Here is a 22,134-nt window from a genome sequence, read left to right on the forward strand (position 1 = left end):
GGCATGGCACCCACCACCCACACCGTGACCAACCAGGTACCGCCGCTGGTCGGCTACGACGTTTTCGCGGCGGATCTCGCGCTCACCGAGGCGGTGAACCGTCATCTGCCCTCCGAGTTGTCGGCCGAGGTGCGGACGGAACTGGGCGAACTGGGCCGGGCCGCGGGTTCCGCCCAGGCGCAGGCGTGGGGGGCTCAGGCGAACGGGAATCCGCCGGTGCTGCGCTCCCACGACCGGTACGGGAACCGCGTCGATGAGGTGGAGTTCCATCCGTCCTGGCACCGGCTGCTGGGGCACGCGGTCGGCGCCGGCCTCACCGATGCGTGGGGCAGGCCCGCCGGTCACGTGCGGCGGACGGCGGGATTCCTGGTGTGGACGCAGGCCGAGGCGGGGCAGGGCTGCCCCCTGTCGATGACGCACGCGGCGGTACCCGCGCTCCGCACCGATCCGGCGCTGGCCGCCGAGTGGGAGCCGCTGCTGACCTCGACGGCGTACGAGGAGGGGCTGCGCCCGCCCGGGCGGAAGGCCGGGGTGCTCTTCGGGATGGGCATGACCGAGAAGCAGGGCGGCACGGACGTGCAGGCCAACACGACCCGGGCCGAACCCCTGTCCGAGCCGGGCGCGTATCTGCTCACCGGGCACAAGTGGTTCTGCTCGGCCCCGATGTCCGACGCCTTCCTGGTACTGGCGCAGGCGCCGGGCGGGCTGACGTGCTTCCTGCTGCCCAGGGTGCTGCCCGACGGTGGCCGCAACCCGTTCGCGATCCAGCGGTTGAAGGACAAGCTGGGCAACCGTTCGAACGCATCGGCCGAGGTCGAGTTCGACGGGACGTGGGCACGCCGGGTCGGTGAGGAGGGGCGCGGGGTGCACACCATCATGGGGATGGTGGCGGCGACCCGGCTGGACTGCGTGACGGGTTCGGCGGCACTGATGCGGCAGGCGGTGGCACAGGCGGTCCACCACTGCGCGCACCGCAGCGTGTTCGGCGGGCCGCTGATCGGCAAACCGCTGATGCGCAACGTGCTGGCCGATCTGGCGCTGGAGTCGGAGGCGGCGACGGTGTTGGCCATGCGGCTGGCCGCCGCGTACGACGCGGACACCGAGAGTGAGCGGGCGTTCCTGCGGATCGCCGTGCCCGCGGCGAAGTACTGGGTGACGAAGAGGTGCACGCCGATGGTGGCCGAGGCACTGGAGTGCCTGGGCGGCAACGGCTACGTGGAGGAGTCCGGGATGCCCCGGCTGCTGCGGGAGGCGCCGCTCAACTCGATCTGGGAGGGCTCGGGGAACGTCCAGGCGCTCGACGTGCTGCGTGCGCTGCGGCGCGAGCCGTCGGCGCTGAACGCCTTCCTGCAGGAGATCGGCCGGGCGCGCGGCGCCGATCACCGGCTCGACCGGGCCATCAAGGACGTGCTGACGGAACTGGCCGACCTGGAGGGGATCGAGGCGCGGGCCCGTCGGCTGGCCGGGCGGATGGCGGCGGTGCTCCAGGGTTCGCTGCTGGTGCGGTGGGCGCCGCCGGAGGTGGCCGACGCGTACTGCGCGTCACGGCTGGGCGGGGACGGGGGCGCGGTGTTCGGGACGCTGCCGCACAGCCTCGATCTGGCGTCGGTGGTGGAACGGGCCCGGCCGGTCGAACGGTAGGCGGGCGAACACGGGTGCGGCGTGGTCGTCCGTACGCGTGAAGGTCGTTCGTGCGCATGTTGACGGGTGCGGCGCGGGCGCAGCGACGGGGGGTGGTGCTGCGCCGACACGGCACCACCCCCCACACTGTGCACACCGACCGGCGGTGCATAGGCCCCGCCACACGGTGTTCCGCCACTCTCGTACGGAACCGCGCCTCCTCGCCAGAGTTGCAAAGGGTTGCAACCATTGTGTGGAGTGCACGTTATCGGGCCCCTGTGCGGGGCAGGATGGGCCCGCGGGCCGTCGGACCGGCCCTGGCATCTGGGGGAATGAGAGTGAAGACAAGTGCCGCCGAGGCGACGCCTCCGGCCGTCCCGCAGCCGTCCCGGCCCCAGCGCCGGGCCCCGCGTTCCGGGGCGGCCGGGTCCGGGGACGTCCACCCCTCGCCCGCGGTCCGCGCCGAGATCGGCGCCTCGTGGGACCGGGTGCTGCGCAGCGGCCTCGATCCGGAGCAGTCCACCGAGAGCGTGCTGCTGGAGATGGACGAGGTCGAGCGCAGGCGGCGGGCGTCGGCACTGAACGAGGTCATGCCGCTGCTGAGCGAGAATCTGGTGTCGTTCGCGGACACCGCCCAGCAGATCGTGGTGGTCACCGACGTGGAGGGCCGGGTGCTGTGGCGTCGGGGCAATACGGGGGTGCTGCGCCGGGCGGACGACATCTGGCTGGCGGAGGGCGCCACCTGGGCGGAGGAGAGCGCGGGGACGAACGCGATCGGTACGGCGCTGGTCTCGCGCGCGCCGGTCCAGGTCCATTCCTCGGAGCACTTCATGCGGCGCCTGCACAACTGGACGTGCGCCGCGGCCCCGGTCCGTGATCCGCGGGACGGCCGGCTGATGGGGATCGTCGACATGAGCGGTCCGGTGTCCACCTTCCATCCGACCTCGCTGGCCCTGGTCGGCTCGGTGGCCAGGCTGGCCGAGAGCGAGCTCAGGCACCGGCACCTGCGGGCGATCGACCGGCTGCGCTCGGTGGCGGCTCCCCTGCTGTGCCGGCTGGGCGGCCGTGCCGTGGCGGTGGACACCCACGGCTGGCTGGCGGCGGTGACCGGGATGCCGCCGGTGGAACGGGTGCCGCTGCCCAAGTCGATGCGGTCGGGCCCGGTCTGGCTGCCGTCGCTCGGCATGTGCGAGGTGGAGCCGCTGCCCGGGGGCTGGCTGGTGCGGGTTACGGAGGGGCCGGGGGACGGGCCGCGCCGGCGGGTGGTGCTGGACCTGAGCAGACCGCACGGGCTCTCGGTGAGTGTGGTGAGCGCGGTGGACACGTGGACGCAGCGACTCTCGCCGCGCCACGCGGAGTTGCTGTACGCGCTCGCGCTGCGCCGCGAGGGGCGTACGGCGTCCGAGCTGGCGGAGGACGTCTTCGGCGACGCGACGCGGACGGTGACCGTGCGGGCGGAGATCTCCCGGATCCGCCGCCACCTCGCGCAGGTCCTGGCGCACCGCCCGTACCGCTTCGACGAGGGGGTCGAGGTGGAGGTGGTCCATCCGGAGCAGCTCGCCGATCTGCTGCCGCGTTCGACGGCGCCGGTGGTGGTCAGGGCCCGTACGGCCTGAGCGGGGCGGGACCGGCTCGGCCCCCGGCCGTACGCCCCGGCGGGACCGGACCGGGGCCGGGGGCGGAACGGAACCGACCCCGGACGCGGGTGTGTGGCCCGGCGGGTGGGGGCCGGCTCGGTCCCCGCCGTACGGCCGGGAGGACGGGGACCGGCTTGGGCGCGGGTCGTCCGGCGTGGTTCCCTGACAGCCATGAACAACCCCCCGCGCCCCGCCGCCTCCGACCTCTCCCCCGGCACCGCCGAGGTGACCATCTGGTCCTTGGAGCAGACCTCTCCCGACGACCTGCGCCCCGCCGCGCTGCCCGAGGGTGATGTGCGGATCGTACGGTCCGAGGTGCCGCTGCCCGAGTTCAGCCGGTTCCTGTACACGGCGGTCGGCGGCGACATCCGGTGGACGGACCGGCTGCCGATGACGTACGCGCAGTGGCGGGAGGTCCTGGAGCGTCCCGGGGCGGAGACATGGGTGGCCTATGTGAACGGCACCCCCGCCGGGTACGTCGAACTGGACCCGCAGGACGACGGCGTGGTCGAGATCATGTACTTCGGACTGATACCCGCCTTCCGGGGGCGCGGGATCGGTGGTCATCTCCTCTCGTACGGGGTCGCCCGCGCCTGGGACCTGGCGGAGCGCCGGCCGGAGCGGACTTCGACCAAGCGGGTATGGCTGCACACGTGCTCCGAGGACGGTCCGCACGCGATGGACAACTACCTGCGTCGGGGCTTCCGGCTCTTCGACACGAAGGTGGAGTTGGAGCCCGTCGTGGAGACCCCCGGCCCCTGGCCGGGCGCGGAGCGGTGACGCGGGGGAGACGGCGCCCGGGCCGGGCGGGCGGGGCGCCGGCGGAGCGCTCGTACGGATGAGATGTGGTGCGGGGGCGACGGCCCGGCCGACACGGGTGGGGCGATGGGGGCCATCTCGGCCACAACACCGCACACGCACGAAGTGACGAGAGACACACCGTCTCGCATCACGAGACTTTCTCGTCCGCATCATGGATGGTAGTGGACTGGCCCGAGAAACGCGTGCCAGGCTTCCACCATGCCCGGAACTGGAATCGCCTTGGTGAGTCGACGCCACGTCGACCTCGGCCGCATGTCCAGCGCCATCTGTCCGGCGAGCTGAGAGTCCCAGCACCGCCGCGTTCTCCCCTCGCTTTTCTTTTTCTCTGCCATTCCCCGCGCACCGTCGCGCCTCGACGCGAGTGTGCGGTTCAGAGCCGCCCTCCTGCAGTCCCGAAGGACGTACTGTCATGGCCGCCATCCCGGATCAGTCCACGCCCACCACGCCCCGGCGCAAGGCCGGACGCCACCGTGGCGAGGGCCAGTGGGCCATGGGACACCACACTCCGCTCAACGGCAACGAGCAGTTCAAGAAGGAAGACGACGGTCTCAATGTGCGGACACGCATTGAGACGGTCTACGCCAAGCACGGATTCGACTCGATCGACCCCAACGACCTGCGCGGGCGCATGCGTTGGTGGGGTCTCTACACCCAGCGCAAGCCCGGGATCGACGGCGGCAAGACCGCGGTCCTGGCACCGGAGGAGCTGGACGACCGCTACTTCATGCTGCGGGTCCGGATCGACGGCGGCCGGCTGACCACCGCGCAGCTTCGGGCGATCGGCGAGGTCTCGCAGGAATACGCCCGGGGCACCGCGGACATCACCGACCGGCAGAACATCCAACTGCACTGGATCCGCATCGAGGACGTCCCGGCGATCTGGGAGAAGCTGGAGGCCGTCGGGCTCTCCACCACCGAGGCGTGCGGCGACTGCCCGCGCGTGATCATCGGCTCCCCCGTGGCCGGCATCGCCGAGGACGAGATCATCGACGGCACCCCGGCGGTCGACGAGATCCACACCCGGTACATCGGCAACAAGGAATTCTCCAACCTGCCACGCAAGTTCAAGACCGCGATCTCCGGATCACCGGTGCAGGACGTGGTGCACGAGATCAACGACATCGCGTTCGTCGGCGTGGTCCACCCCGAGCACGGCCCCGGGTTCGACGTGTGGGTCGGCGGCGGGCTCTCCACCAACCCGCGGCTCGCCGAACGGCTGGGCGCCTGGGTGCCGCTCGACGAGGTCCCCGACGTCTGGGCCGGGGTCGTTGGAATCTTCCGCGACTACGGCTACCGCCGGCTGCGCAACCGAGCACGGCTGAAGTTCCTGATGGCCGACTGGGGGCCCGCGAAGTTCCGCCAGGTGCTGGAGGACGAGTACCTCGAGCGCCCGCTGATCGACGGGCCCGCGCCCGAGCAGCCCAGCAGCCGCTGGCGCGACCACATCGGCGTGCACCGGCAGCAGGACGGTCGCTTCTACGTCGGCTTCGCCCCCCGGGTCGGCCGCGTGGACGGCGCCACCCTGGCGAAGATCGCCGACCTGGCCGCCGCGCACGGCTCGGACCGGCTGAACACCACCGTCGAGCAGAAGATGCTCATCCTCGACGTGGCCGAGGACCAGGTGGACTCGCTGGTCGACGGACTGGAGGCGCTCGGTTTCCAGGTGAAGCCGTCGCCGTTCCGGCGCGGCACGATGGCCTGCACCGGCATCGAGTTCTGCAAGCTGGCGATCGTCGAGACGAAGGCGCGCGGCGCCTCGCTGATCGACGAACTGGAGCGCCGGCTCCCGGACTTCACCGAACCGCTCACCATCAACATCAACGGCTGCCCCAACGCCTGTGCCCGCATACAGACCGCGGACATCGGCCTCAAGGGCCAGTTGGTGCTGGACGACGACGGCAACCAGGTGGAGGGCTACCAGGTCCACCTCGGCGGAGCACTCGGCCTGGAGGCCGGTTTCGGCCGCAAGGTCCGCGGCCTGAAGGTCACTTCGACGGAACTGCCCGACTATGTCGAGCGTGTACTCGTCCGCTTCCAGGAGGAGCGCGAGGAGGGCGAGCGGTTCGCCTCCTGGGCGGCGCGGGCCAGTGCGGAGTCGCTGTCATGAGCGGGCGTGCCGCGCCGTTCCACTGCCCGTACTGCGGCGACGAGGACCTGCGTCCGCACGAGACCGGGCACGGCGCATGGGAATGCGCCTCCTGCAACCGCGCGTTCCAGCTCAGGTTCCTGGGCCTGCTGACCCGGGGCCTTCAGCGCAACGACGTTGAGAGAGACGGAATATGACGGGCATTCAGCGGCACCTGGGCCTCCGGTCCGCAGCTCTCCCCGAGGCCGGGGACGTCGAGAGCGAAGACACCGGGACCGGAGACCTCCGGGGTCTGGCCGAGCGGGCGGGCCGGGACCTGGAGGACGCCTCGGCCCCGGAGATCCTGAAGTGGGCCGTCGACACCTTCGGCGAGAGGTTCTGCGTCACCTCCTCGATGGAGGACGCCGTCGTCGCCCACCTGGCCTCGCGCGTCCGCCCCGGCGTCGACGTGGTGTTCCTCGACACGGGCTACCACTTCCCCGAGACGATCGGCACCCGCGACGCGGTCGAGGCGGTGATGGACGTCAACGTCATCACACTCAGCCCTCGCCTGACCGTGGCCGAACAGGACGCCGCGTACGGACCGGGACTGCACGACCGCGACCCCGACCTGTGCTGCCGGCTGCGGAAGGTCCAGCCCCTCGAGGAGGGGCTGACCGGCTACACGGCCTGGGCGACCGGCCTGCGCCGCGACGAGTCCCCCACCCGGGCGAACACCCCGGTGGTCGGCTGGGACGCCAAGCGGCGCAAGATCAAGGTCTCCCCGATCGCCCGCTGGACGCAGGCCGACGTGGAGGCGTACGTGGCGAAGCACGGCGTCCTCACCAACCCGCTGCTGATGGACGGCTATGCCTCCGTCGGCTGCGCGCCCTGCACCCGCCGGGTATCGGCGGGCGAGGACGCCCGCGCCGGACGCTGGGCGGGCCGGGGCAAGACCGAGTGCGGGCTGCACGGCTGATGACGGACGTGGAACACCCCGCTGTGGGACGACTGACGACGACTGATCGGGAGACTTCGATGAGCGTGACGGAGACGGGAGCCACCATCTGGCTCACCGGTCTGCCGAGCGCCGGCAAGACCACCCTCGCGTACGAGCTCGCCGGGCGGCTGCGCGGCGAGGGCCACCGCGTGGAGGTCCTCGACGGCGACGAGATCCGGGAGTTCCTCTCCGCGGGCCTCGGCTTCTCCCGCGAGGACCGCGACACCAACGTGCAGCGGATCGGCTTCGTCGCGGAGCTGCTGGCGGCCAACGGCGTGAAGGTGCTGGTCCCGGTCATCGCACCGTACGCGGACAGCCGGGACGCGGTGCGCAGGCGGCACCAGGCCGAGGGCACCCCGTATCTGGAGGTGCATGTCGCGACCCCGGTCGAGGTGTGCTCGGTCCGCGATGTGAAGGGGCTCTACGCCAAGCAGGCGGCGGGCGAGCTCAGCGGGCTCACCGGCGTCGACGACCCGTACGAGGAGCCCGAGTCGCCGGATCTGCGGATCGAGTCGCACCGGCAGACCGTCCAGGAGTCCGCGGCGGAGCTGTACTCGCTGCTGAACGAGAGAGGTGCGGCATGACGACCGTCGCGAACGTGTCGGAGGGCACCGACAGCCCGTACGCGCTCAGCCACCTGGACGCCCTGGAGTCGGAGGCGGTGCACATCTTCCGCGAGGTGGCGGGGGAGTTCGAGCGTCCGGTGATCCTGTTCTCCGGCGGCAAGGACTCCATCGTGATGCTGCACCTGGCGCTCAAGGCGTTCACGCCCGCGCCGGTGCCGTTCGCGCTGCTGCACGTCGACACCGGCCACAACTTCCCCGAGGTGCTGGCGTACCGCGACCGCACCGTGGCGCGGCACGGGCTGCGGCTGCACGTCGCCTCGGTCCAGGAGTACATCGACGCCGGGAAGCTCCGCGAGCGCCCGGACGGCACCCGCAACCCGCTGCAGACGGTGCCACTGACCGATGCCATCCAGGCGAGCCGTTTCGACGCGGTCTTCGGCGGCGGGCGGCGCGACGAGGAGAAGGCGCGCGCCAAGGAGCGGGTGTTCTCGCTGCGGGACGAGTTCTCCCAGTGGGACCCGCGCCGTCAGCGCCCCGAGCTGTGGCAGCTGTACAACGGGCGGCACGCCCCCGGCGAGCACGTCCGGGTCTTCCCGCTGTCCAACTGGACCGAGCTGGACGTGTGGCAGTACATCGCCCGGGAAGGGATCGAGCTGCCGGAGATCTACTTCGCCCATGAGCGCGAGGTCTTCAGCCGTTCCGGGATGTGGCTGACCGCGGGCGACTGGGGCGGCCCGAAGGAGAGCGAGCGGGTCGAGAGGCGGCAGGTCCGCTACCGCACGGTCGGCGACATGTCGTGCACCGGCGCGGTGGACTCCGACGCCACCACACTCGACGCGGTGATCGCCGAGATCGCCGCCTCCCGGCTCACCGAACGGGGCGCGACGCGCGCCGACGACAAGCTGTCCGAGGCCGCGATGGAAGACCGCAAGCGCGAGGGGTACTTCTGAGATGACCGCATCCACCCGGAACACAGAGCAGTTGTCGGCCACCACCCTGCTGCGGTTCGCCACCGCCGGGTCCGTGGACGACGGCAAGTCCACCCTCGTGGGGCGGCTGCTGCACGACTCCAAGTCGGTCCTCGCCGACCAGCTGGAGGCCGTCGAGCACGCCTCCCGCAATCGCGGCCAACGGGCACCCGACCTGGCGCTGCTGACCGACGGCCTGCGGGCCGAGCGCGAGCAGGGCATCACCATCGACGTGGCGTACCGCTACTTCGCCACGCCGCGCCGCCGGTTCATCCTGGCCGACACCCCGGGGCATGTGCAGTACACCCGGAACATGGTGACGGGCGCGTCGACGGCCGAGCTCGCCGTCGTCCTGGTCGACGCCCGCAACGGCGTCGTCGAGCAGACCCGTCGGCATGCCGCGGTCGCCGCGCTGCTGCGGGTGCCGCACGTGGTGCTGGCCGTCAACAAGATGGACCTGGTCGACTACGCGGAGCCGGTGTTCGCCGCGATCGCCGAGGAGTTCACCGCGTACGCGGCGTCGCTGGGCGTCCCCGAGGTCACCGCGATCCCGATCTCCGCACTGGCCGGCGACAACGTGGTGGAACCGTCCGCGCACATGGACTGGTACGGCGGGCCGACCGTGCTGGAGCACCTGGAGACGGTGCCGGTCAGCCATGACCTCGCCGCCTGCCACGCCCGTTTCCCGGTGCAGTACGTCATCCGGCCACAGACCGCCGAGCACCCCGACTACCGGGGCTACGCGGGTCAGATAGCGGCGGGGGCGTTCCGGGTCGGCGAGGCCGTGACCGTGCTGCCCTCGGGCCGTACGTCGACCATCAGCGCGATCGACGCGCTCGGCGAGAGCGTGGACATCGCCTGGGCCCCGCAGTCCGTGACGCTGCGGCTGGCCGACGACATCGACATCTCGCGCGGCGATCTGATCACGCCGAGCACCGACGTTCCCGCGGTTGCCCAGGACGTCGAGGCGACCGTCTGCCATGTCGCCGACCAGCCGCTCACCGTCGGCCACCGGGTCCTGCTCAAGCACACCACCCGCACCGTGAAGGCGATCGTCAAGGACATCCCCTCGCGTCTGACCCTGGACGACCTCTCCCAGCACCCGGCACCCGGCCGGCTCGTCGCCAACGACATCGGCCGGGTCGTGATCCGCACGGCGGAGCCGCTCGCGCTCGACGACTACGCGGACTCCCGGCGCACCGGCTCCTTCCTGCTGATCGACCCGGCGGACGGCACGACGCTCACGGCCGGGATGGCGGGCACCTCGTTCGCCGCGGCGTCCGGCGCCGAGGCCGAGGAAGCCGCCGACGACGCGGAGTGGGATTTCTGATGGGCATCGGTACCCGCTCCGCGACCGCGGAGGTCCGCGCCGTGTTCGCGGACGCCTACGCCACGTTCGCGAAGGAGGGCGGCCGAGTCGGCAGCGGCGCACTCGGCAGCGGTCAGGGCGGTGTCGCGCGATGTGCGCGCCACGAGCGGTGTGCGCGACGCGCCCGATGACGTGCGCACCCCGGCCGCGCGCCCGCGCGCGGCGCTCGCCGCGACCGCACCAACTGCACCGCGCCCCTGGCCGGTTCAGACGAAGACCCGCCGACTCCCGGCCGCGTCCCCGTGGATCACGAGGGACGTGAGCGCCGGGCCAACGAGAGGAACGCCTCCCGTGCCTGCCCTCCGTCCCACCGCACGCCGCCGACTGGCCGCCGTCGCCGCGCTGCCGCTGCTCGCCGCCGCGGTCACCGCCTGCGGCTACGGCTCCGCGGCGAAGGACGACGACGCGAAGAAGCCGGGCGTCGCCGCCGGCGCGAAGAAGCTGTCCGCGGACACCGTGCGGATCGGCTACTTCCCCAACCTCACACACGCCACCGCGCTCGTCGGCGACCAGGAGGGGCTGTTCCAGAAGGAGCTGGGCGGCACCCTGCTCAGGACCTCGCAGTTCAACGCGGGCCCGTCCGAGATCGAGGCACTGAACGCCGACTCCATCGACATCGGCTTCATCGGCCCCTCGCCGTCCATCAACGGCTACACCAAGTCCAAGGGCAGGAGCCTGCGGATCATCGGCGGTTCGGCCTCGGGCGGGGTGAAGCTGGTCGTCGACCCGAAGAAGATCAAGACCCTGGACGACCTCAAGGGCAAGAAGATCGCCACCCCGCAGCTCGGCAACACCCAGGACGTGGCCTTCCTCAACTGGATCTCCGAGAAGGGCTGGAAGGTCGACGCGCAGAGCGGCAAGGGCAACGTGTCCGTGGTCCGCACGGACAACAAGGTGGCCCCGGACGCCTTCAGGTCCGGTTCCATCGACGGCGCCTGGGTCCCCGAGCCCACCGCGTCCAAGCTGGTCGCCGAGGGCGCGAAGGAACTCCTCGACGAGTCGTCGCTGTGGCCGGACAACAAGTTCGTGATCACCAACATCATCGTGTCGCAGAAGTTCCTGAGCCGGCACCCGGACGTCGTCGAGGCGGTGCTGCGCGGTTCGGTGAGGACCAACGAGTGGATCAACGCCGACCCGGACCGGGCGAAGGCGTCCGCCAACGCCGCGCTGAAGAAGCTGACCGGCAAGCCGCTGCCCGCCGAGATCCTCGACCCGGCGTGGGAGTCCATCCAGATCACCGACGACCCGCTGGCCGCCACCCTCGACGCGCAGGCCGAGCACGCGGTCGAGGCCGGGCTGCTGGAGAAGCCCGACCTGAACGGCATCTACGACCTGAAGCCGCTGAACAAGGTCCTGAAGGCCACCGGCAGGCCCGCGGTCGCCGACGCCGGCCTCGGCGTCAAGTAGCCCCGTCCGACCCCGAACCCAGGATCCACTCCCCCAGGAAGTGACGACCATGGCGACCACGCTCACCAGGCCCGAGGACCGTACCGCGGTCGGGCACGCCGCCCGTATCTCGCACGTCTCCAAGTCCTTCGGCGGACCGGAGGGGCCGCAGCTCGTCCTGGACGACATCTCGCTCGATGTCGCACCGGGCGAGTTCGTCACCCTCCTGGGGGCGTCCGGCTGCGGAAAATCGACGCTGCTCAACCTGGTGGCCGGGCTCGACCGCCCGACGACCGGGACCATCGAGACCCCCGGCGGGCGGCCGGCCCTGATGTTCCAGGAGCACGCCCTGTTCCCGTGGCTGACCGCGGGCCGGAACGTCGAACTCGCGCTGCGGCTGCGCGGCGTGCCCAGGTCGGAGCGCCGCGCGGAGGCGGAACGGCTGCTCGGCCTCGTCCGGCTCGGCGGCGCGTACGAGAAGCGCGTGCACGAACTCTCCGGCGGCATGAGGCAGCGCGTGGCGATGGCCCGTTCCCTCGCCCAGGACAGCCGACTGCTGCTGATGGACGAGCCGTTCGCCGCGCTGGACGCCATCACCCGGGACGTACTGCACGACGAGCTGACCCGGATCTGGCAGGAGACGAACATCTCGGTCCTCTTCGTCACGCACAACGTGCGCGAGGCGGTCCGGCTCGCGCAGCGGGTCGTCCTGCTCTCGTCCCGCCCCGGCCGGGTCGCCCGCGAGTGGACCGTCGGGATCGAGCAGCCGCGGCGGATCGAGGACAACGCGGTCGCGGAACTGTCCGTCGAGATCACCGAACAACTGCGTGGGGAGATCCGCCGCCATGGCCAGCACTGACACCAAGCCCGACGATCTGGCGGGCCTGGAGGCCGGACTCGACGCCCTGGACACCGTGCAGGCACGCCGCACACCCGTCCGTGAGGTGCTGCTGCGCAAGGTGCTGCCGCCGCTGTTCGCGGTGGCCCTGGTGCTCATCGTCTGGCAGCTCCTCGTCCGGGCCCAGGTCACCGAAGACTACAAGCTGCCCTCACCGGCCGCGGTGTGGCGGAGCGTCACGGACATGTGGCTCCAGGGAACGCTCCTGGACGTCATCTGGACCAGCGTCTCGCGCGGTCTGCTCGGCTTCCTGCTGGCCGTGGCGATCGGCACCCCGCTGGGCCTGCTGGTGGCCCGGGTGAAGCCGGTACGGGCGGCGATCGGCCCGATCCTGTCCGGGCTGCAGTCCCTGCCGTCGGTCGCCTGGGTGGCCCCCGCGGTGATCTGGCTCGGGCTGAACGACCGGATGATGTACACGGTGATCCTGCTCGGCGCGGTGCCCTCGGTGGCCAACGGTCTGGTGTCCGGCGTCGACCAGGTGCCGCCGCTGTTCCTGCGGGCCGGCCGCACCCTCGGCGCGACCGGGCTGCGCGGGACCTGGCACATCGTGCTGCCCGCCGCGCTGCCGGGCTATCTGGCCGGCCTCAAACAGGGCTGGGCGTTCTCCTGGCGCTCGCTGATGGCCGCCGAGATCATCGCCTCCTCCCCCGATCTCGGCCTGGGGCTGGGACAGTTGCTGGAGAACGGCCGCAACAACGCGGACATGCCCGGCATCTTCCTCGCCATCATCCTGATCCTGTTCGTCGGCATCGCGATCGACCTGCTGATCTTCAGTCCGCTGGAGCGGTGGGTGCTGCGCAGCCGCGGTCTCCTCGTCAAGAACTGAGCCACGCCATGTCCGCCCCGGTCCTTCTCGTCATCGCCCACGGAAGCCGCGACCCGCGGCACGCGGCGACCGTGCACGCGCTCACCGCGCGGGTGCGGTCGCTGCGTCCCAGGCTGCGCGTGGAGACGGGCTTCCTGGACTTCAACGCCCCTTCCGTGCCGCGGGTGCTGGAGCGGCTGGCGGCACAGGGCGCCGACGAGGCCGTCGACGTCATCGCGCTGCCGCTGCTGCTGACCCGGGCCTTCCACGCCAAGTCCGACATCCCCACGGTGCTGCACGAGGCGCGGACCCGGTTGCCCCGGCTGCGCATCCGCCAGGCCGAGGTGCTCGGCCCGTCACCGCTGCTGAACGCGGCCCTGGAACGAAGGTTGCGCGAAGCCGGGGTGCGCCCCGGCGACCGGGCCTCGACGGGGCTCGTCCTGGCCTCGGCGGGCTCCACGGACCCGGAGGCGATCGCAGTGATCGCTGAAATCGCGCGGGAGCTGCGGCACACCGGTTGGTGCGCCGTGCGGCCTGCGTTCGCCTCCGCCTCTCTCCCCCGCACCGAGGAAGCGGTGCGGACCCTGCGGGCCGAGGGGGTGCGGCGGGTGGCGGTGGCCCCGTACGTCATCGCCCCCGGCCGGCTCCCCGACCGCATCGCGGCGGGCGCCGCCGGCGCCGACGCGCTGGCCGATGTGCTGGGCCCGGCACCGGAGTTGGCACGTCTGCTCCTGCGACGGTACGACGAGGCCGGTATCCCGGTCGCCCCGTCCGCCCCGGTCGCCCCGGTCGCCCCGTCCGCTTCGACCGCACGGGGCGCGGTCCCCGTCGCGCGGACGGCGGGGTTCGCGGGGACGGTCCCGCTCAGCGCGTAGACGGGCGTTCGCGGTCCACGGGAGCGGCGGTGTCCGTCCGGCCCGTTTCACCGGGCCCGCGGTCTCCGGGTGGGCGGTGTCAGCCCACGTCCAGGGCGCCGGCGCGGGTCCGCTTGAGCTCGAAGAAGTCGGGGTTCGCGGCGAGCGCCCGGAAGCTGTCGAACAGCCGTCCCGCCTCTTCCCCACGGGGGATGGCCCGCAGCACCGGCCCGAACCACACGGCCCCGTCGACATGGATCGTGGGCGTGCCCACGTACGACTCCGCCTCCGGCTCCCTGCCCGCGTCGTGGCTGCGCCGCAGGGCGTCGTCGTGGGCGTCCGTGTGCGCGGGCAGCGGTCTCCACGGTCAACGCGTTGGCCTGCTGCTCAGCCCAGGCGGCACGCTCCAGCTCGATCAGCTCGCGATTCAGTTCGACACCCATAGTCCGAATCGTACGACTATGCACCACTCCCTCCCCCGTACCATCGCCGGTGTCGGGCCGCTGCCGGGCACGCGTCGGCCGGAGGCCCCGTGGGCGGAGGTACCGGTCAGGACCCGGTCACGCGCCTGCCCCGCCACCGCCCGCCCTTGTTCGCCCGTCCGAATCCGGGGACGACGGCGGCCGGGCAGCGGAGGCGCCGCCCACGCGCCGTGCATGCGAGGCGCGCTCCGCCCCTTCGGGGAACGCACGCTCATGGTCGGCCGGTCCGGTCATCAGTCACGGATGGGGCCGCCGGGGGTCGGGACTGACGGTATGTCAACAGCACGCGGAACAGGTTTCACGCGACCGCGAATTATGCCGACCGTCGGGATATCGAGGGACGTTCATGCGCATCACCGCACCGCGCGTATCCGGGCTGGGTGTTGCCGCAACTCCAACAGGTCCACCAGCCACCGACGTTCCGGCTCATCTGCTTGCCGCATCTGGAACACTGCACAGCGCCTCCCGCTGTCTCGCTGAGTGGTTGCCCGATCCCGGCCGTTCGTTCCCTGACGGAAGCGGCGGCCGGGGCCGGGGCATCGGGTGTGGCAGAGGCACCCGCGACGCAGGCGTTCCCTCACGTTACCGACCCGACGACGACCCGCCCTCCGGCACAGCCACGGTGCGTCCCGGCCCGCGCGAGGTCTGCGACCGTACGGACTCCGGCATCCGGTACGCACCACGGACGGGATCGGTGCGCTCCGCGCCCCCGGCCTCGCACCGGTCGCCCGGGCAACGCGGTCGCACCTCCGGCGGGTCCGCGGTCCCGGCCGGGCCACCTCGGCATTCCCACGGACGACGCGCGTCCGGTCGGCGTGGTCGCCCGACACGTCATCCGGATCGGCGAGTCGGGGCGGTCTCCGATCGGCGACGTCCGGCCGGCCGAAGCACGACCGGGGAACTCGTGGGCGTCATTCAGATGTGCCGGTGCGCCCGGTCAACCGACCGACCTGGTGGATCACCGCATGGACGCCGCCCCGTCCGCCGACGACCACCTCGGACAACGCCCCGCGGCACTAGCGTTGCCGTATGTCCACCACATCACGCCCCCTCGGTTCCGCCACGCCGCGTCCCGTCGTGTCCGCCGCATCACGCCCCCTCGACGAGGTGTTCCCGCTCGGTGGCGAGCTGCCCGTGCGGCGTCTCGGTTACGGCACCGCCCAGCTGACCGGCCCCGGCTACTGGGGGCCGCGCGGAGAGCGGCGGGACGCGGTGGCGGTGCTGCGGGCGGCCGTCGACCAAGGCGTCACGCTCGTCGACACCGCCGACAACTACGGCCCCGCTCTGGCCGAGGAACTGGTCGCCGAGGCCCTGCACCCGTACGCGGACGATCTGGTGATCGCGACCAAGGGCGGTGTGGTGCGGACCAGTGATCACGCCTGGCACATCGACGGACGGCCCGAGCGGCTGCGCGCGATGTGCGAAGCGAGTCTCCGACGGTTGCGGACCGACCGGATCGATCTGTACCAGCTGCACCGACTGGACCCCGAGGTGCCCCTGGCCGACCAACTGGGCACGCTGGACGAGCTGAGGCGGGAGGGTAAAATCCGCTGCATCGGTCTGGACACCATCACCGCCGACCAGCTTGAGCAGGCACTCTCCCTGACCGGGATCGCCTCGGTGCAGAACCGGTTCAATCTCATCGACCGTTCCTCGGACGCGGTGCTGAGCATGTGCGAAGCCCGCGGTCTGGCCTTTCTGCCCTGGTTCCCGCTGGCCGACGGCGCGCTGGCCGGTGAGGCCGCCGCTTCGCTCGACGGGATCGCCGCCCGGCACGGCGCCACCCGTGGGCAGATCGCCCTCGCCTGGCTGCTGCACCGCTCCCCCGTCCTGTGCCCCACCCCCGGCACCGGTTCGCCCGACCATCTCACGGAGAACCTGCGGGCCCGGGAGATCCGGCTGTCCACCGAGGACATGAGCTTCCTGGAGGGGCTCGCACCCGCCTGAAGGAACCGCCCGTACGAAGGAGTGCCCGCACGTGACCCTGCGCACCACCGCCCCCATCGCCCCCTCCGACCGCGCGGACGCCGCCGTTCCCGGTCCCGCCCCGGCCTCGGCCCCCGGTTCCGGTGCGGACGCCCCCGTGCTCCGGGCCGACGCCGTCTCGTTGGTGCGGGACGGCAACGTCCTGCTCGACTCGGTCTCCGTGACCGTGCGCAGCGGTGAGCACTGGGCCCTGCTCGGAGCCAACGGCGCCGGGAAGAGCACACTGCTCAGTCTGCTCGGCGCGGTCAACCACCCCACCAGGGGGACGGTCGAGGTGCTCGGGCGCGCCCTGGGGCGGGTCGATCTGCGGGAGCTGCGGGCGATGCTCGGGCATGTCGATCCGCGGCATCCGCTGCGCTCCCCGCTGTCGGTGCGCGAGGTGGTGCTGACCGGTCTGACCAACTCGGTCGAGCCGGTTCCGCGCTGGTCCCCGACCGGGGAGCAGCGGGACCGGGCCGAGTCACTGCTGGAGACCCTCGGTATGGGCGGGAAGACGACGTCGCGCTGGCCGGCGCTCTCCCAGGGCGAGCGAGGCCGTACGCTCATCGCCCGGGCGCTGATGCCCGAGCCGCGGCTGCTGCTCCTCGACGAGCCGGCCACGGGCCTGGATCTCGCGGCCCGCGAGCAGTTGCTGGACAGCCTGGACGCGCTGCGCGAGGAGCATCGGGAGCTGGCGACCGTCCTGGTCACGCACCATCTGGAGGAGCTTCCGGCGTCCACCACGCATGCGATGCTGCTGCGGGACGGACGCTGTGTGGCATCGGGCCCCGCGGACGAGGTGCTGACCACCGACCGGGTGAGCGACTGCTTCGGGCACCCGGTGCGGATCTCCCGTACGGACGGCCGGTGGTCGGCACGAGCCGGCCGGGCCGCACGTCGCTGAACGGGGGCGCGCGCCCGCGGCCCTCGGCCTAGCCTCCTGGACGGGCCGCCATGTCCGCGGCCGGCCGGCCGCTCACCGGCCTGCTCACCGCGGCGCGGACGTGCGGCCCCGTCCCGTGCCGTCCGGCGGGCTCAGCCGTCGGCGTGGCGGGGGATGTCCGCGGCGGTGGCGGCGAACGGTGTGGCCTGGTGGAAGTAGAGCGCCCAGCCCGTTCCGGTGAACAGCCACAGTGAGCTGCGGTGGGCGAGGTGTCCCTTGCGTTCGGTGTCGTAGGTGAGGTGGACCAGTCCGCCGTCCAGCTGGACCCCGCGCATCCGGGACGCGGTGAGGGGACCGGGGCGCGGGGCGTCCTGTCCCGTGAGCGAGGCGATTATCGCGTTGCGGTTCCAGATCCGGCCGGTGGAGTCGATCTCTCGGTACTCCGGGTGCAGCAGCTGGGCGAGGATGCCGGCGGAGGCTCGTACGACCGGGTCGAGGAGACGCAGTTCGCCCTCCACCGCCGCGGCCACGCCGGGGGTCGGTTCGGTCATGCGTCGGCTCCGTGGTCCGCGGGCCGCGCGGGTGCCGTCATCTCGACCAGCTTGAGCACGGTGTTCCAGTTGCGGGAGGTGGCGATGACGCCCGGGGCGAGGGAGGGGCGGGACAGCGCGTCGGCGAGCCTGGACCGGCCCAGTCCGTCGGGGGTGTAGAGGTACAGCGCGCGGTCCCCGAGCCGGAACTCCTCGGGGAGGTGGTCCGCGGCCTCGATCCGGTCGAAGCGCTCCGCGTCGACGGGCTGCCCGAAGTAGGTGACGTGCAGCTGCCTGCCTTCGAGTTCGGCGGCCGGGAACGGGCAGGCGGCGGCGACCGCCGCGAGGTACGCGCCGTCGCGGACCAGGCAGGGCACGGAGAACCCGAACCGCTTGTCGATGGCCCGTTCCAGTTCGGCGGCGAGCCGCTCCTCGTCGTCCGAAGGGCTGCTGAAGACGGCGTTGCCGCTCTGCAGATAGGTACGGACGTCCCCGTGGCCCAGTTCGGTGAGCAGCGTGCGGAGCGCGGCCATCGGGACTCTCCGGTGGCCGCTCACATTGATCCCGCGCAACAGCGCCGCGTACATCGCCATGAGCACACCATAGGACGACGCGTCGGCGCGGGGCGGCCGCCGCGCCCCGTGGGGGAGGGCGCGGTGGCCGCGGGTCCTGGCCGTGGCCGGTGTCCGGACACCGGTCACGGCCAGGGGGTGACTACTCGACGATCTTCAGCAGCCTGTTGGGCGTGCCCGTGGTGGCGTTGGAGATCGCGTCGGGGGTGGCACCCTCGGTCAGTGCCGTGGCGACCTCGTCCGGAGTGGCGTCCGGGTTTCCGGAGAGGTAGATGGCGGCGGCGCCGACGACGTGCGGGGTCGCCATGGAGGTGCCGGAGATGGTGTTGGAGCCGTCGTCGCTGTCGTTCCAGGCCGAGGTGATGTCCGAGCCCGGTGCGTAGATGTCCACGATCGAGCCGTAGTTGGAGAAGTACGACTGCGCGTCGTCGACCGTGGACGAAGCGACGGTGATCGCCTCGGGGACGCGCGCCGGGGAGGTCCGGCTCGCGTCGGTCGACTCGTTACCGGCGGCCACCGCGAAGGTGACCCCGGAGGCGATGGCCTTCTGGACCGCGGCGTCGAGGGCCTCGTCGGCGCCGCCGCCCAGGCTCATGTTGGCGACGGAGGGGCCCTCGTGGTTCGCGGTGACCCAGTCGATACCGGCGACGACCTGCTCGGTGGTGCCCGAGCCGGAGTCGTCGAGGACCCGGACGGCCACGATCTTCGCCTTCTTGGCGACACCGTAGGTCGCTCCGGCGATGGTGCCGGCCACGTGTGTGCCGTGGCCGTTGCCGTCGTCCGCGCTGTCGTCGTCGTCCACCGCGTCGTAGCCGGAGGTGGCGCGGCCCTCGAACTCCTCGTGCGTGGTGCGGACACCGGTGTCGATGACGTACGCGGTGACGCCCTCGCCCGCACTGTCCGGGTAGGTGTACGCGTTGTCGCCGGCCGTCTCGGTCTGGTCGATCCGGTCGAGCCCCCAGGACGGCGGGTTCTGCTGGGTGGTGCTGATGTGGAACTTCTTGTTCTGGACCACCTTGGAGACGGCCGGGTCGGCAGCGAGGCGCTTGGCCTCGGTGAGCGAGAGGCCGCTGGCGGAGAAGCCGTTGACGGCGGACTTGAAGTTCCGGTCGAGCTTGCCGCCGTACTTCTTGGCGAGCTTCGACTTGTCGGCCTTGTGGTCCAGCATCACGATGTAGCTGCCCTTGACGGCGTTCGCCGCGTCGGCACCGTAGACGACGCCCATCTTGGGAGCGGACGCGGCTCCGGCGGCGGGCGTGTTCAGCAGGGTCACTCCGGCGGCAGCGGCCACCGCGGTTATCGCCGCGGTGAGCTTGATCCGGCGTGCGCGCTTGTGAATAGCCATGAAGAGGGGTCTCCTCGTCATTCTTTGTGGGGGGATTGACCCCCGGCCGGAAGATCTCCGGGGGTTGGCTCGAAACCCTCGCCGATTGACGCGCTCAGATCAAGACCTTCTCAGGGCTGTGACTTACTCAACAAAGTTCTGTAATAGGAATTCGGCCAGGCACGCTCAAGTCGGTCGTAGATGCCGCAAGATGGACCACTTCGCCCGGACCCGACCGCTCGTCAGGGCGACCGTCGCGCTTCGCACACGGGAAGGCCCACATGGCCGCAGCGCGCACGCCGCCGAGGACTCGGCTTGATTACGCCCCCGACCGCCGGCCCCGGGGCGAGGGCCTGGGATCCCCTTCACGGGCCGGGGCGCGACGCGCGACGGCGTGCCGACCCGACGGCCTGCGTGGCGTGTGCCACCGTATGCCGACCCGTCGGCCTCCGAATCCCACCGTTCCGGCCGCCCAGGTGCTCCTTGTCACCGTGCCGACGGGCCGCCGTTCGTCACCCGGGACGACGCGGGTGAGAAAATCGGCCCCATGAACGAAAGACGTGCGCGTGAGGTGCTGGACGCCGCCGGACTGGCCGGTGGCGCGGAGCTGCTCGCGCTGGGCGAGAACGCGGTGTTCGCCGTCGGCGATCTGGTGATCAAGATCGGCCGGGACGCCGTGCGCAGCCCGGAACTGAGGGAACGGGCCGAGCGCGAGGTAGCGGTGGCGCGGTGGCTGGCCGCCGCCGGCGTCCCGGCCGTGCGGGCGGCGGAGCCCGGGGTGCGGCTGGTGGAGGGCCACCCGGTGACGTTCTGGCACCGGTTGCCGCAGGCGGTACGCCCCGCCGAGCCGCGCGATCTGGCGGGGCTGCTGACGCTGGTCCACGCCCTGCCCGTCCCGGACGGTTTCACCCTTCCGCTCCGGGACCTGCTGGGTGGCGTCGAGCGCTGGCTACGGCTCGCGGGCGAGGCGATCGACCCGGCCGACGCCGATTATCTGCGTGAGCGCCGCGACGGTTTCGCCGCAGCGGCGGCGAACCTGGTTCCGCATCTGTCGCCCGGTCCGATCCATGGCGACGCTCTCCCCCGCAACGTTCACGTCGGCCCGGACGGGCCGGTGCTGGTGGACCTGGAGACCTTCTCGGCGGATCTGCGGGAGCACGATCTGGTGGTGCTCGCGCTGTCACGCGACCGGTACGGCTTGGCCCCCGAGGCGTACGACGCCTTCACCGCCGTGTACGGCTGGGACGTCCGCGCATGGGACGGCTGCGCGGTACTGCGCGGTGCCCGGGAGACCGCGAGCTGCGCATGGGTGTCCCAGCACGCGCCGAACAACCCGAAGGCGCTCGTGGAGTTCCGCCGCAGGGTGGCGTCGCTGCGCGACGGCGACACCGCCGTGCGGTGGTACCCGTTCTGAGGCGGCATCCGTCCGGACCCCGTCCCGCGTGGCCCTCGGCGCACCGCCGATCGCCGCACGGCTCCCGACGGTACAAGGCGCCCATGCACCGCGGTGGAACCTGGGCCGCCCGGGCTTCCCAACCGGGCGAGGGACGTCCTCCGATACGCCGACCGGCCGCCCTCCGGTCGCCGACGGGCCGGGACGCGATGCGCTTCCTCAGCCGCCCACCCGGGCCGGCTCCCGCAGCGGCCAGTGGCCGTCGACCACCGCGTCCGCAGTCCCCTTACGGCGCAGGAAGTCCTGGAAGTCGGCCGCCCAGCGCGCGTACCAATCCACTTGGCGCTCGTGCAGTTCGGCGGCGGCCATCCCGGCCACCGAGCCGTGCCGCTCGGCTATCGCGTACGCCACCCTGACCGCGGCCAGGGCGTCCGCCGCCGCGTCATGGGCGCCGCCGTGCACCACCCCGTACTCGACGCACACCGCCTCAAGGGTCCGCTTCCCCTTGCGGTAGCGGTCGACGGCCCGGTCGATGGTGTACGGGTCGATGACCGGTCCGATCCCGGCGCCGTCGAGCCGGTCGCTCAGCGACGGCAGCTCGTGCCGGTGCAGTTCGGCCGTGAGCAGCGTCAGGTCGAAGGCGGCGTTGTACGCGACGACCGGCACGCCCCGGCACCAGTAGTCGGTGAGCGTGTCGGCGATCTCGTCGGCCACCTCGCGGACCGGCCGTCCCTCGGCCGCCGCCCGTTCACTGCTGATGCCGTGGATCGCCGACGCCTGCGCCGGGATCCGGATGCCCGGGTCCGCCAGCCAGGTGCGCTGCCGCACCGGCTCTCCGCCTTCGACGCCCACGACCGCGGCCGTCACGATCCGGGCCTCCAGCGGGTCCGTGCCCGTCGTCTCCAGGTCGAAACCGACCAGTGCCTCCCGGTGCCAGCTCATCGGGGTACCTCCTTCGTGATCCTCCCCCATGTGACGACCACCCTCGCACGCAC

21 protein-coding genes and 2 pseudogenes are annotated in these 22,134 nt (G+C 72.0%); 18 read left to right on the top strand and 5 right to left on the bottom strand.

What is annotated here, in order from left to right; all coding sequences use genetic code 11:
- The first annotated feature begins 3 nt into the window (after positions 1-3).
- From ACIHCL_RS22635 to ACIHCL_RS22705, 15 genes and pseudogenes are all read left to right on the top strand, one after another.
- Positions 4-1,641 carry an acyl-CoA dehydrogenase family protein gene (locus tag ACIHCL_RS22635; protein WP_399864278.1) on the top strand — a complete coding sequence of 546 codons (1,638 nt, stop codon included), beginning with the start codon at positions 4-6 and terminating at the stop codon, positions 1,639-1,641.
- A 311-nt stretch (positions 1,642-1,952) separates the two neighbouring features.
- Entirely contained in the window at positions 1,953-3,236 is a 1,284-nt protein-coding gene (locus tag ACIHCL_RS22640; RefSeq protein ID WP_399864279.1) for a GAF domain-containing protein, read from the top strand.
- Positions 3,237-3,428: 192 nt separating this feature from the next.
- Entirely contained in the window at positions 3,429-4,037 is a 609-nt protein-coding gene (locus ACIHCL_RS22645; RefSeq protein ID WP_399864280.1) for a GNAT family N-acetyltransferase, read from the top strand.
- A gap of 240 nt (positions 4,038-4,277) precedes the next feature.
- Entirely contained in the window at positions 4,278-4,361 is an 84-nt protein-coding gene (locus ACIHCL_RS22650; RefSeq protein ID WP_310739661.1) for a putative leader peptide, read from the top strand.
- 127 nt (positions 4,362-4,488) lie between these two features.
- Positions 4,489-6,186: a nitrite/sulfite reductase gene (locus ACIHCL_RS22655; protein WP_399864283.1), complete on the top strand. Its 1,698-nt coding sequence runs from the start codon at positions 4,489-4,491 to the stop codon at positions 6,184-6,186.
- Positions 6,183-6,362 carry a hypothetical protein gene (locus ACIHCL_RS22660; RefSeq protein ID WP_399864285.1) on the top strand — a complete coding sequence of 60 codons (180 nt, stop codon included), beginning with the start codon at positions 6,183-6,185 and terminating at the stop codon, positions 6,360-6,362. The genes ACIHCL_RS22655 and ACIHCL_RS22660 overlap by 4 nt, the downstream gene beginning before the upstream one ends.
- A complete protein-coding gene (locus tag ACIHCL_RS22665) occupies positions 6,359-7,123 on the top strand; it encodes a phosphoadenylyl-sulfate reductase (protein WP_399864286.1) in 765 nt (254 codons plus the stop codon). The genes ACIHCL_RS22660 and ACIHCL_RS22665 overlap by 4 nt, the downstream gene beginning before the upstream one ends.
- A complete protein-coding gene (gene cysC, locus ACIHCL_RS22670) occupies positions 7,123-7,728 on the top strand; it encodes an adenylyl-sulfate kinase (protein ID WP_399864288.1) in 606 nt (201 codons plus the stop codon). Before ACIHCL_RS22665 ends, cysC begins: the two co-directional genes overlap by 1 nt.
- Entirely contained in the window at positions 7,725-8,660 is a 936-nt protein-coding gene (cysD, locus tag ACIHCL_RS22675; protein WP_399864289.1) for a sulfate adenylyltransferase subunit CysD, read from the top strand. The genes cysC and cysD overlap by 4 nt, the downstream gene beginning before the upstream one ends.
- 1 nt (position 8,661) lies before the next feature.
- The gene (locus ACIHCL_RS22680) at positions 8,662-10,008 is read left to right on the top strand and encodes a sulfate adenylyltransferase subunit 1 (RefSeq protein ID WP_399864290.1); all 1,347 of its coding nucleotides are present in this window, start codon (positions 8,662-8,664) and stop codon (positions 10,006-10,008) included.
- On the top strand, positions 10,008-10,178 hold the full coding sequence (locus tag ACIHCL_RS22685; RefSeq protein WP_399864291.1) for a hypothetical protein: 171 nt from the start codon (positions 10,008-10,010) through the stop codon (positions 10,176-10,178). Before ACIHCL_RS22680 ends, ACIHCL_RS22685 begins: the two co-directional genes overlap by 1 nt.
- Positions 10,179-10,338: 160 nt before the next feature.
- Positions 10,339-11,454, top strand: a complete 1,116-nt coding sequence (locus ACIHCL_RS22690) for an aliphatic sulfonate ABC transporter substrate-binding protein (RefSeq protein WP_399864292.1) — start codon at positions 10,339-10,341, stop codon at positions 11,452-11,454.
- A gap of 49 nt (positions 11,455-11,503) precedes the next feature.
- Positions 11,504-12,292, top strand: coding sequence for an ABC transporter ATP-binding protein (locus ACIHCL_RS22695; protein WP_399864293.1), 789 nt, complete (start codon positions 11,504-11,506; stop codon positions 12,290-12,292).
- Positions 12,279-13,157, top strand: a complete 879-nt coding sequence (locus tag ACIHCL_RS22700; RefSeq protein WP_399864294.1) for an ABC transporter permease — start codon at positions 12,279-12,281, stop codon at positions 13,155-13,157. The genes ACIHCL_RS22695 and ACIHCL_RS22700 overlap by 14 nt, the downstream gene beginning before the upstream one ends.
- An 8-nt stretch (positions 13,158-13,165) precedes the next feature.
- A pseudogene (locus ACIHCL_RS22705) lies at positions 13,166-13,909 on the top strand (sirohydrochlorin chelatase); the annotation flags it as partial.
- 181 nt (positions 13,910-14,090) lie between these two features.
- Here ACIHCL_RS22705 and ACIHCL_RS22710 read toward each other — a convergent pair.
- A pseudogene (locus ACIHCL_RS22710) lies at positions 14,091-14,339 on the bottom strand (disulfide bond formation protein DsbA); the annotation flags it as partial.
- A gap of 1,162 nt (positions 14,340-15,501) precedes the next feature.
- Between ACIHCL_RS22710 and ACIHCL_RS22715 the strand changes: the two are divergent.
- Both ACIHCL_RS22715 and ACIHCL_RS22720 read left to right on the top strand, forming a co-directional pair.
- On the top strand, positions 15,502-16,419 hold the full coding sequence (locus ACIHCL_RS22715) for an aldo/keto reductase (protein WP_399864295.1): 918 nt from the start codon (positions 15,502-15,504) through the stop codon (positions 16,417-16,419).
- A 136-nt stretch (positions 16,420-16,555) separates the two neighbouring features.
- Positions 16,556-17,341: an ABC transporter ATP-binding protein gene (locus ACIHCL_RS22720; protein WP_399864406.1), complete on the top strand. Its 786-nt coding sequence runs from the start codon at positions 16,556-16,558 to the stop codon at positions 17,339-17,341.
- Between the two features lie 131 nt (positions 17,342-17,472).
- Here ACIHCL_RS22720 and ACIHCL_RS22725 read toward each other — a convergent pair whose 3' ends face one another.
- The 3 genes from ACIHCL_RS22725 to ACIHCL_RS22735 form a co-directional block, all read right to left on the bottom strand.
- Positions 17,473-17,871 carry a DUF4440 domain-containing protein gene (locus ACIHCL_RS22725; RefSeq protein WP_399864296.1) on the bottom strand — a complete coding sequence of 133 codons (399 nt, stop codon included), beginning with the start codon at positions 17,869-17,871 and terminating at the stop codon, positions 17,473-17,475.
- A complete protein-coding gene (locus ACIHCL_RS22730) occupies positions 17,868-18,443 on the bottom strand; it encodes a DUF1697 domain-containing protein (protein ID WP_399864297.1) in 576 nt (191 codons plus the stop codon). Before ACIHCL_RS22730 ends, ACIHCL_RS22725 begins: the two co-directional genes overlap by 4 nt.
- Positions 18,444-18,564: 121 nt before the next feature.
- Positions 18,565-19,767 carry a S8 family serine peptidase gene (locus ACIHCL_RS22735; RefSeq protein ID WP_399864299.1) on the bottom strand — a complete coding sequence of 401 codons (1,203 nt, stop codon included), beginning with the start codon at positions 19,765-19,767 and terminating at the stop codon, positions 18,565-18,567.
- 526 nt (positions 19,768-20,293) lie between these two features.
- On the opposite strand from ACIHCL_RS22735, the gene ACIHCL_RS22740 reads away from it, so the two are divergent.
- Positions 20,294-21,160: a phosphotransferase gene (locus tag ACIHCL_RS22740; RefSeq protein WP_399864301.1), complete on the top strand. Its 867-nt coding sequence runs from the start codon at positions 20,294-20,296 to the stop codon at positions 21,158-21,160.
- A gap of 198 nt (positions 21,161-21,358) precedes the next feature.
- On the opposite strand, the gene ACIHCL_RS22745 is transcribed toward ACIHCL_RS22740, so the two are convergent.
- The gene (locus ACIHCL_RS22745) at positions 21,359-22,081 is read right to left on the bottom strand and encodes a 3'-5' exonuclease (RefSeq protein WP_399864302.1); all 723 of its coding nucleotides are present in this window, start codon (positions 22,079-22,081) and stop codon (positions 21,359-21,361) included.
- Positions 22,082-22,134: the final 53 nt, after the last annotated feature.

It is taken from the genome of Streptomyces sp. NPDC052042, assembly GCF_044548345.1.
Classification (GTDB): domain Bacteria; phylum Actinomycetota; class Actinomycetes; order Streptomycetales; family Streptomycetaceae; genus Streptomyces.

Bases quoted from the DNA above. Each gene is read 5' to 3' on its own strand.
- ACIHCL_RS22635 (WP_399864278.1), top strand. From the start codon at position 4: ATGGCACCCACCACCCACACCGTGACCAACCAGGTACCGCCGCTGGTC.
- ACIHCL_RS22640 (WP_399864279.1), top strand. From the start codon at position 1,953: ATGAGAGTGAAGACAAGTGCCGCCGAGGCGACGCCTCCGGCCGTCCCG.
- ACIHCL_RS22645 (WP_399864280.1), top strand. From the start codon at position 3,429: ATGAACAACCCCCCGCGCCCCGCCGCCTCCGACCTCTCCCCCGGCACC.
- ACIHCL_RS22650 (WP_310739661.1), top strand. From the start codon at position 4,278: ATGCCCGGAACTGGAATCGCCTTGGTGAGTCGACGCCACGTCGACCTC.
- ACIHCL_RS22655 (WP_399864283.1), top strand. From the start codon at position 4,489: ATGGCCGCCATCCCGGATCAGTCCACGCCCACCACGCCCCGGCGCAAG.
- ACIHCL_RS22660 (WP_399864285.1), top strand. From the start codon at position 6,183: ATGAGCGGGCGTGCCGCGCCGTTCCACTGCCCGTACTGCGGCGACGAG.
- ACIHCL_RS22665 (WP_399864286.1), top strand. From the start codon at position 6,359: ATGACGGGCATTCAGCGGCACCTGGGCCTCCGGTCCGCAGCTCTCCCC.
- cysC (WP_399864288.1), top strand. From the start codon at position 7,123: ATGACGGACGTGGAACACCCCGCTGTGGGACGACTGACGACGACTGAT.
- cysD (WP_399864289.1), top strand. From the start codon at position 7,725: ATGACGACCGTCGCGAACGTGTCGGAGGGCACCGACAGCCCGTACGCG.
- ACIHCL_RS22680 (WP_399864290.1), top strand. From the start codon at position 8,662: ATGACCGCATCCACCCGGAACACAGAGCAGTTGTCGGCCACCACCCTG.
- ACIHCL_RS22685 (WP_399864291.1), top strand. From the start codon at position 10,008: ATGGGCATCGGTACCCGCTCCGCGACCGCGGAGGTCCGCGCCGTGTTC.
- ACIHCL_RS22695 (WP_399864293.1), top strand. From the start codon at position 11,504: ATGGCGACCACGCTCACCAGGCCCGAGGACCGTACCGCGGTCGGGCAC.
- ACIHCL_RS22700 (WP_399864294.1), top strand. From the start codon at position 12,279: ATGGCCAGCACTGACACCAAGCCCGACGATCTGGCGGGCCTGGAGGCC.
- ACIHCL_RS22715 (WP_399864295.1), top strand. From the start codon at position 15,502: ATGTCCACCACATCACGCCCCCTCGGTTCCGCCACGCCGCGTCCCGTC.
- ACIHCL_RS22725 (WP_399864296.1), bottom strand. From the start codon at position 17,871: ATGACCGAACCGACCCCCGGCGTGGCCGCGGCGGTGGAGGGCGAACTG.
- ACIHCL_RS22730 (WP_399864297.1), bottom strand. From the start codon at position 18,443: ATGGCGATGTACGCGGCGCTGTTGCGCGGGATCAATGTGAGCGGCCAC.
- ACIHCL_RS22735 (WP_399864299.1), bottom strand. From the start codon at position 19,767: ATGGCTATTCACAAGCGCGCACGCCGGATCAAGCTCACCGCGGCGATA.
- ACIHCL_RS22740 (WP_399864301.1), top strand. From the start codon at position 20,294: ATGAACGAAAGACGTGCGCGTGAGGTGCTGGACGCCGCCGGACTGGCC.
- ACIHCL_RS22745 (WP_399864302.1), bottom strand. From the start codon at position 22,081: ATGAGCTGGCACCGGGAGGCACTGGTCGGTTTCGACCTGGAGACGACG.